This is a genomic window from Streptomyces sp. NPDC058231 (genome assembly GCF_042882275.1).
Lineage (GTDB): Bacteria > Actinomycetota > Actinomycetes > Streptomycetales > Streptomycetaceae > Streptomyces.
The window spans coordinates 37,911-45,643 of sequence record NZ_JBHVWN010000059.1 but is presented as its reverse complement, the minus strand read 5'-3'; the positions used below and the strand labels follow the sequence as shown (position 1 = coordinate 45,643).

Annotated in this window: 9 protein-coding genes; 4 read left to right on the top strand and 5 right to left on the bottom strand. The window is 72.5% G+C overall.

Annotated features, from left to right (window positions below):
- Nucleotides 1–133: 133 nt before the first annotated feature.
- Nucleotides 134–889: a helix-turn-helix domain-containing protein gene (locus ACFVXE_RS29725; RefSeq protein WP_389675769.1), complete on the top strand. Its 756-nt coding sequence runs from the start codon at nucleotides 134–136 to the stop codon at nucleotides 887–889.
- Between the two features lie 49 nt (nucleotides 890–938).
- On the opposite strand, the gene ACFVXE_RS29720 is transcribed toward ACFVXE_RS29725, so the two are convergent.
- Together ACFVXE_RS29720 and ACFVXE_RS29715 are read right to left on the bottom strand one after the other, a co-directional pair.
- Complete coding sequence (locus ACFVXE_RS29720) at nucleotides 939–1,460, bottom strand: GNAT family N-acetyltransferase (RefSeq protein ID WP_389675767.1); 522 nt, start codon at nucleotides 1,458–1,460, stop codon at nucleotides 939–941.
- Nucleotides 1,461–1,523: 63 nt separating this feature from the next.
- Complete coding sequence (locus tag ACFVXE_RS29715) at nucleotides 1,524–2,534, bottom strand: WD40 repeat domain-containing protein (protein WP_389675765.1); 1,011 nt, start codon at nucleotides 2,532–2,534, stop codon at nucleotides 1,524–1,526.
- A 58-nt stretch (nucleotides 2,535–2,592) separates the two neighbouring features.
- On the opposite strand from ACFVXE_RS29715, the gene ACFVXE_RS29710 reads away from it, so the two are divergent.
- Nucleotides 2,593–3,288 carry a GDSL-type esterase/lipase family protein gene (locus ACFVXE_RS29710; RefSeq protein ID WP_389675763.1) on the top strand — a complete coding sequence of 232 codons (696 nt, stop codon included), beginning with the start codon at nucleotides 2,593–2,595 and terminating at the stop codon, nucleotides 3,286–3,288.
- A 21-nt stretch (nucleotides 3,289–3,309) separates the two neighbouring features.
- Here ACFVXE_RS29710 and ACFVXE_RS29705 read toward each other — a convergent pair whose 3' ends face one another.
- Entirely contained in the window at nucleotides 3,310–3,921 is a 612-nt protein-coding gene (locus tag ACFVXE_RS29705; protein ID WP_389675761.1) for a helix-turn-helix domain-containing protein, read from the bottom strand.
- Nucleotides 3,922–3,958: 37 nt separating this feature from the next.
- The gene (locus tag ACFVXE_RS29700) at nucleotides 3,959–4,609 is read right to left on the bottom strand and encodes a TetR/AcrR family transcriptional regulator (protein WP_389675759.1); all 651 of its coding nucleotides are present in this window, start codon (nucleotides 4,607–4,609) and stop codon (nucleotides 3,959–3,961) included.
- Between the two features lie 305 nt (nucleotides 4,610–4,914).
- Here ACFVXE_RS29700 and ACFVXE_RS29695 point away from each other — a divergent pair, with 305 nt between their 5' ends.
- Nucleotides 4,915–5,466: a DinB family protein gene (locus ACFVXE_RS29695; protein ID WP_389675757.1), complete on the top strand. Its 552-nt coding sequence runs from the start codon at nucleotides 4,915–4,917 to the stop codon at nucleotides 5,464–5,466.
- Between the two features lie 80 nt (nucleotides 5,467–5,546).
- Entirely contained in the window at nucleotides 5,547–6,170 is a 624-nt protein-coding gene (locus tag ACFVXE_RS29690; RefSeq protein WP_389675776.1) for an RraA family protein, read from the top strand.
- A 45-nt stretch (nucleotides 6,171–6,215) separates the two neighbouring features.
- Here ACFVXE_RS29690 and ACFVXE_RS29685 read toward each other — a convergent pair whose 3' ends face one another.
- Nucleotides 6,216–7,550 (bottom strand): MFS transporter, encoded by a 1,335-nt coding sequence (locus tag ACFVXE_RS29685; RefSeq protein WP_389675755.1) that lies wholly within the window; start codon nucleotides 7,548–7,550, stop codon nucleotides 6,216–6,218.
- Nucleotides 7,551–7,733 lie beyond the last annotated feature (183 nt).

The window sequence follows — 7,733 nt, the reverse complement described above, 5'->3', positions numbered from 1 at the left end:
TCAATGCAGGTGAGAGCCGCAATATCATTGCAATGACTTGAGGCTTAACGCAACACTCCCCCTCCCCACTCGTTGCATTGAATGAGAGTGAACGCTATGCTGAAGGCCCCACGGGAGTACGAAGGAGATCGCGATGCCGGGAGGCAGGCTCACCCAGTCCGAACGCCAGCAGATCGCGTCGGGGCTGGCCGACGGCGACGCCTACGCGGAGATCGCCAGACGCCTCGAACGCCCCACCTCGACGGTCACGCGCGAGGTGATGCGGAACGGCGGACCCACCGCCTACCGCGCCGCCCTGGCCCAGCGGGCCACCGAGCACCGCACCCACCGGCGCAGGCAGGCCGTACCCCGCGGGTCGGACGCGTCGGTGCAGGCCCCCGGAGGCGACGCCGAGGCCGTGCGCGAGTACGAGGAGATGTTCACCACCGTCCTCATGCAATCTGGCCTGCCCAAGATGTTGGCCCGGGTGCTGACCTGCCTCTACACCAGCAACGAGGGCAGCCTCACCGCGGCCGAGCTCGTCCAGCGCCTCCAGGTCAGCCCGGCGTCCGTCTCCAAGGCCATCACCGCGCTCGAGGGCATGACCCTCGTGCGCCGGGAACGCGACGAACGCCGCCGCGAGCGCTATGTCGTCGACAACGACATCTGGTACCAGTCGATGGTCGACAGCGCCCGGGCCAACGTCCAACTCGCCGAGACCGCACGGCAGGGCGTCGCCGTCCTCGGCCGCGGCACCCCGGCCGCCGCCCGCCTCGAGAACATAGCCCGCTTCCTCGATTTCGTCGGCGAGAGCATCATCCGCGCCGCGGAGCAGGCCCGCGAGATCCTCTACACCAAAGCCGAAGCGGCCCCGGGCGGCGCTGCCGAGCCGGGTCCGGACCAGGGATAGCCGACCGCCCGGGCGGCGACAGCCGGTCGCACCCGCGCCGGTCCGCCTCTCAGGCGGCTCCGGAAGTGGCGTCCGGGCGGTGCCACCGCCGCTCCCCGTCCTCCCACACGTCGGTGGGGACGAGTCCGGCAGCCGCGGCCACCGCGGCGGATGCGGTGTGGTCGGGGTGGATGTGGGCGACGACCTGACGGACCGCGGCGCGGTCCGTCAGGTGCGCCACCAGCCCTGCGGCCGCCTCCTTCGCGTAGCCCAGCCCCTGCCACGGGGTGCCCACGACCCAGGCGATCTCGGCCTGCGGACCGCTGACGGTGGCCTGCGCCCAGCCCGCGAGCCGGCCGTCGGCACGGACCCGGAGAACCCAGTTCCACCAGCGTTGCGCCGGGTCGGGCGAGCCGGCCTCCCAGCGGGTGTAGCGGATCCGGAGGGCGTCCACGTCCTCCGGGGCGCCGCCCGTGAACGTGTGCAGGGCGGGGTCGGCGAGGACCACCGCCATCTCATCGGCGTGCACGGCGCGCAGCGGCAGTGCGTCCAGCCGCTGGGTGGCGAAGGCCTCGGGCCCGTGGTTCGTCATAGATGACCGACCCTACGTCCGCCCGGCCGCCCGGACCGCCGGAGCGGCGGCCGGGCGGGGCGTTCAGTCCTGCTTGCGGCGCCGGTTCATGAAGACCAGTCCGCCCACGGCGGCGAGCACCAGCGCGCCGAGCAGCGTGCCGCCCTTCACCTCGTTGCTTCCGCCCGCGCCGCCCGTGCCGTCCGCGGCCGGCGACGCGCCGCCGCTCCTCTGCGACGGCGCCGCGGAGCCGCCGCCGCCCTTCCCGTCGTCGATGCCGACCCGGATCACCTCGCTCCGCGCACCTTCGGAACCGAACATCAGGGCGGAGCCGTCCGCGGTGTACGTCACCGACTCGGCCTGCCCCTGCAGCGGTGCGTCGACCGGGTGGTCGGCGCCGAGCCGCCCGTGGTCGAACGCATAGGCACGGGCGCTGAAGTAGGAGCGCAGCACCAGTTCCTTCCCGTCCGGCGAGAACGCCCCGTCCGTCACCCACGGCACCTTCCCGACCCGGCGGAACACATTGGTCCGCCCGGTACCGAGTTCGGCGGGACCCTCGTACAGTCCGCCGCCGCTCTCGTTCTTCGAGGCGATGTAGACCCGGCCGGTCTTCGGATGGACCATCAGCGCCTCGGCGTTGCGCGCGCCGTCCGCGTACTTCACGTCGAACTGGGTCGCCCGGACCGTCGCGTTCCTCAGCACCTTCGGCTCCGGGAACCGGTAGATCCAGACGTGGTCCCAGCTGCCGTTCAGGTTGTCGCCGATGTCGCCGACGTACAGATTGCCGTCGGGTCCGAGCGAGATCGCCTCCACGTCGCGCGGTGCGCCGACCCCGCGCATGGTGATGGTCGCGACGGTCTTCCCGGTCCGGGAGTCGACGGCGTAGACGTACGGCCCGTCCTCGCTGTCGTTGTGCGTCCAGTAGACGCCCGGGTGGATGTGGCTGGCGGCGAGGCCGCTGGACTCGGTGATCCGGGGGTCCTCGATGGTGAAGCTGTGGTCGGCGGTCCCGTCGTCGGCCGCGGCCGGGGCCGCGACCGCCCCGGTGAGGGCGAGGATCGCGGCGACGCAGGTGACAGTCGGATACGGGCGCATGGATCAAGTGTCCATCGTCACGTCGCAGCCCGGAGCGGTGATCCGCCATGATGGCGCAATGCGTTTCATGTTCGTCGGCGATTCCATGACCATCGGGCGCGCCGGCGACTTCACCTGGCGCTACCGGATGTGGCAGCACCTCGAAGCGGCATTCGACGGCCCGTACGAGATCGTCGGCCCGCGCACCGAGCTGTACGACACCGTGACGAACGCCCCGGACTCATCCGCGTACGGCGCCCCGGAATTCCCCGTATCGGCCCGCCGCCATCTGGCGGGCTGGGGCGAGGGGTGGCTGCACATGGCCCCGGTGATCGCGGACGCGGTGACCGCGGCCGGCGCCGACGTACTGCTCGTCTCACTCGGCCTGATAGATCTCGGCTTCTACACGGACAGCGGGCAGACCGCCGGGAACGTACGTGCGTTCATCGCCGCCGCCCGCACCGCCAACCCGCGCATCAGAGCCGTGCTGCTGCCGGTGATCCCGAACGTCCGGGCCGAGTCGGACGCCCCGTTCGCCGCGGAGTGCGACCATTTCAACGAGCTGCTCGCGAAGGCGGTCGCCGACCTCGACCGACCGGCGTCACCGATCCTGCTGGCGTCACGCCCGGCCGGGTACGACATCCACACGGACACCTACGACGGCACGCACCCGGGCCCCACGGGCGAACAGAAGCTGGCTGCGACGTTCGCCGACGCGATGCACCAGGCGTGGGGCGTGGGCGGGCCGTACGCGGGCGGTCGCCCGCAGGCGTGACATCCGGGCGGCCGGGGGCCCTCATTTCCTGACCGGTCGCGCCCGCACGTGCATCCGTTCGCCCTGCGGCCCGAACAGGCTGAGGACCTCCACCGGTTCCGGTCCCGCCGCGGCCCACACGTGCGGTGTACGGGTGTCGAACTCCGCGGCCTCCCCCGCGGTGAGGACGACGTCCCGGTCGCCCAGCACCAGCAGCAGCCGCCCCGCCAGCACGTACAGCCACTCGTAGCCCTCGTGCACCCGGGGTTCCAGCGCCTCGGCCGGCGGCCTCCCGCCGGGCAGCACCAGCTTGTACGCCTGCACCCCGCCGAGGTGCCGGGTCAGCGGCACGAACGTCCTGCCGTCCCGGTTGACGGCCCGCAGATGGACGCGGGGGTCACCGGTGGGCGGGGCGCCGACGAGTTCGTCGAGCTGGACGCCGTACGCCTTGGCCAGCGGCAGGAGCAGTTCGAGGGTCGGTCGGCGGCCGCCCGACTCCAGGCGCGAGAGGGTGCTGAGGGAGATGCCGGTCGCCTCACCGAGCTGGGCGAGGGTCGTGCCGCGCTGCCGGCGCAGGGCTCTCAGCCGTGGACCGACACCGGCCAGGACGGCAGCGATCTCGTCGCCGGTGTCCGTCTTCTCTCCGTCACCCATTCCCCCATTATTTGCCGGTCGCGGCGGACGGGGGATGTCAGGGCGAGCCGAGCATGGTCAGGGAGAGTCGGGTGAGCTCCTCGGTCAGCCACTCGGGTGTGACCTGGCGGGGGCGGCGGGCGTGGTGGGCGAGGAGTTCCTCGACCGAGTGGGTCATCACCGTGACGGCGACCCGCTGGTTGCCGTCGCCCACCTCGCCCCGCTCGGCGGCGCGCCTGGCCTCACAGCGCAGGAACTCGGCCCACATGGTCCGCCACATCGCGAGATGGTCGTCGACCGCGCGGCTCACGCCCAGCGCTTCGACGAACGCCACCCGCGCCGCCCGCGGATCGGCGGTCACTCCGCGTACATAGGCGGCGAAGAGGCGGCGGAACCGCTCCTCCGTAGCGCACTCCTCCATGCCTTCGGAGAGCATCGCCTCCTCGGACGCGCGCAGTCCGCTGGTCGCGACCTCGTCGTACAGCGCGATCAACAGCGCCTCCCGGGAGGGGAACTGCTGGTGGAAGGCGCGGACCGGCACGCGCGCCTCGGCGCAGAGCTGCTCGACGGTCGTGTGCGCGTAGCCGTACGCGGCGAACAGGTCCCGCCCTGCCCGCAGGAGCCGGTCGCGCCACTGCGCCCGGTCGGCGGCGGTCACCGCGACCGGCTCGGCCGTCCCCGTTCCGTGGCTCACCAAGGCATCGACCACTGGTCCTCCTTCGTCGGCCGAAGACGTTGTCATTCTCCTCGCTCCGCCCCGGCGACGGTGGATTCGCCACACCACGGAGGGTGACGTGCGACCGTCCGTCGAACCACGTTGACCAGCAGGGCTGTTGGGCGGACCGCCGAGGAGCGGCATACGGGATCTTGTTCAGGTTTCGAACGGGGCGACGGGCGGGGAGTCCGCGGTGCGGCCCGGTTCGACGGGCGGGGAGTCCGCCGCGGGAGGCGCCTGTCGCCCCCGGGCAGTCCTCCGGGCCGCCTTGCCGGAGTCGTTCGCTAAGGTCTGCGGCCATGACTGACACCACTGCGGATGTCTGGCCCGAACCCCCGATAGCCGGCAGCGAGGCGGCCGCTGTCCTCGGCGCCCTGGAACGGCAGCGGGCCACCCTGGCCTGGAAGTGCTCCGGCCTGGACGGAGCCGGTCTGAACGCCACGGTCGGCGCGTCCACCATCACGCTCGGGGGCCTGCTCAAGCACCTGGCGCACGTGGAGGACAGCCACTTCGCCCGGCTGTGGCTCGACGCCCCCGTCGGTGCTCCCTGGGACGCCGTCGACTGGGACGCCGCCCCCGACTGGGACTACCGCTCCGCCGCCGCGGACACCCCCGGGCAACTGCTCGCCCGCTGGCAGCAGTCCGTGACCCGCTCGCGTGCCGTCGTCGGCAAGGCGCTCGCCGAAGGCGGCCTGGACCAGCTCGGCGCGTACACCACGCGCGGCGGCGAACGCCCCAATCTCCGCCGCATCCTCCTCGACCTCGTCGAGGAGTACGCCCGTCACGCCGGCCACGCCGACCTCATCCGTGAGTCCGTCGACGGCCTCACGGGCGAGGATCCGGGGAGATGAGCCGTGGAGCCCCGCAGAGCGACCGACGAGCGGCCGTTCCCGACCGGGGACGGCAGGACGCCACCGAACGGAGCAGGGACATGAACGACTTCGCCGGATTCAACGACATTCCCCCGACCACCCTCGCGGACGTGCTGGGCCGCGAGCAGGTCATGGACATCGGCATACGTCCGCTGTGGCCCTCGGCCCGGCGGGTGGCCGGGCCGGCCTTCACCGTGCGCTGCCCTCCGGGCGACAACCTCATGCTGCACGCGGCCATCCACCGCGCGGAGCCCGGATCGGTCATCGTCGTCGAGGCGGGCGACGTGGACCACGCCGTCGCCGGGGGGAACGTCTGCGCCGTCGCACAGCGCCGTGGGATCGCGGCGTTCGTGGTGGACGGGGTGATCCGCGATCTCGCCGAGGTGCGCGAGATGGGCTTTCCCGTCTTCGCCCGGGGCGTGATCCCGTTCCCGGGGGCCAAGAAGGCCGTGGTGCCGCTGGGCGGGCAGGTGCGCTGCGGCGGGGTGGTCGTGAACGCCGGCGATGTCGTGGTGGCCGACGAGGAGGGCGTGGTGGTCACTCCCCACGACCGACAGGAGCAGGTACTCCGCGCCGCGCGGGCGAAGTTGGCCAAGGAGGCCGACGAGTCCCTCGACGCGTGGGAGGCGGCGCACCGTTCCCGCATCGACGCGATCCTTGCCGAGAACGGCTACCAGGACTGACCCACGCGGTCCCGGGCCCGGAGCGGCGCCGGGCCTCGCCGGAGCTCAGAGCTGGGGGGCGGTCCGCCTGCTGCCGACGGGGGCGGCCACCGGGAGCACGGCGTCCAACCGCCGCAGTGATCCTCGGCGTTGGACGACGGAGAGCCCCGCGACCGCCACCCCGAGGACGAGCCAGCCGGCCGGCCCGGCGGTCAGCACCGCGCCGGTCATCAGCAGCGGCCCGGCGGACTTCTGGATGGACTGGGCCATGCCCGCCACCCCCAGGTAGGGCGCCCGTGCCTCCCTGGGCGCGAGCGAGACGGCCAGCTCCCAGGAGCTCACCGACCGCATCAGCTCCGCCCCCGTGACCAGCGCCGCCGAGACGAGCAGGGCGATCGATGCCGACCAGGCCCCGCCCCCGGTGGCGGTGGCCAGGACCGTGCAGCACCCGAGCGTCGTCACCCCGTACACGAGCACCGCGCTCGCGGCCTGGCGCGGTTCACCGACCCTCGCCGACACGCGAATCTGCAGGACGACGACGAGCACGGTGTTGATCACCAGGAAGGCCGGGACGATGGCGCGCGGCGCCTCCGTGTGGTTCACCAGCCACAGCGGCAGCCCGACGTTGAGGATCGAGTCGTCCAGGTTCATCGGGATGTCCAGCAGGACGAACCGAAGGTACCCGCGGTCGCGCCACGGGTTCGGCGCGGGCGAGCGGTCCGCGGTGGCCGCGCCGCCGGACCGCGCCGTCACCCGCCCGGGGTCGCGCGGCTCCCGGGTGCGCCACACCAGCGCCGCGGCCACCAGGAACGACAGCGCGTCGGCCAGGATCAGGGCCCGGTAGGCGCCGTGCGTCCCCACGGCCAGACCGACGGCGGCGATCCCCGCGCCGAACGCGTACCCGGCGTTCGCCGAACTGCGCGACAGCGCCTGGTACGTGGTGCGCCGCTCACCCGCCAGTCGCGTGGCGAAGAGCATCTCCAGTGTCTTGGCCGCCCGGTCTCCCAGTGAGGTGACGGCGACCACCGGCAACAGCACGTAGAACCCGGTGCAGACGAGCATCAGGCCGAGGGTCACGAGGCGGAGGAGGTGACAGCCGATCAGCAGCGCGCGCACCGGAGAGCGAGCGGCCAGGCGGCCCGCCAGCGGCGATCCGACGATGCCCGCCACCCCGGCGGCGCCCAGCAGCAGGCCCAGCTTCCGGGCGTCCAGGCCGGTGACGAAGGTGAAGTACAGCACCGACGAGGCGCCCCACACCCCCGAGCCCGCTCTGTCCAGGAACTGGCCGAGCAGCATGATCCGCCCGTCCCGGCCGCCCGGCGGACGGCGGAGCTGCGCCAGGAGACCCGGCTCGCGCTGTCGGTTTTCCCGGCCCTTCCCGGCCTGTGTGCCGCGCCGCATCTCCGGCCTCCGATCCGCAACCGACATATCTTGACGTCAAGAGATTCGGAAGCAGCCTGCCGGAGATTCATCTCGACGTCAAGATACTTGATGTCGACAGGAAGCCTCTCGGTCCGGGCGAGGTGCCGCCGGGGCGCAGGCTGTCCCGTCTCACTCCATCGAGTCGCCTTCTCAACGAACCAA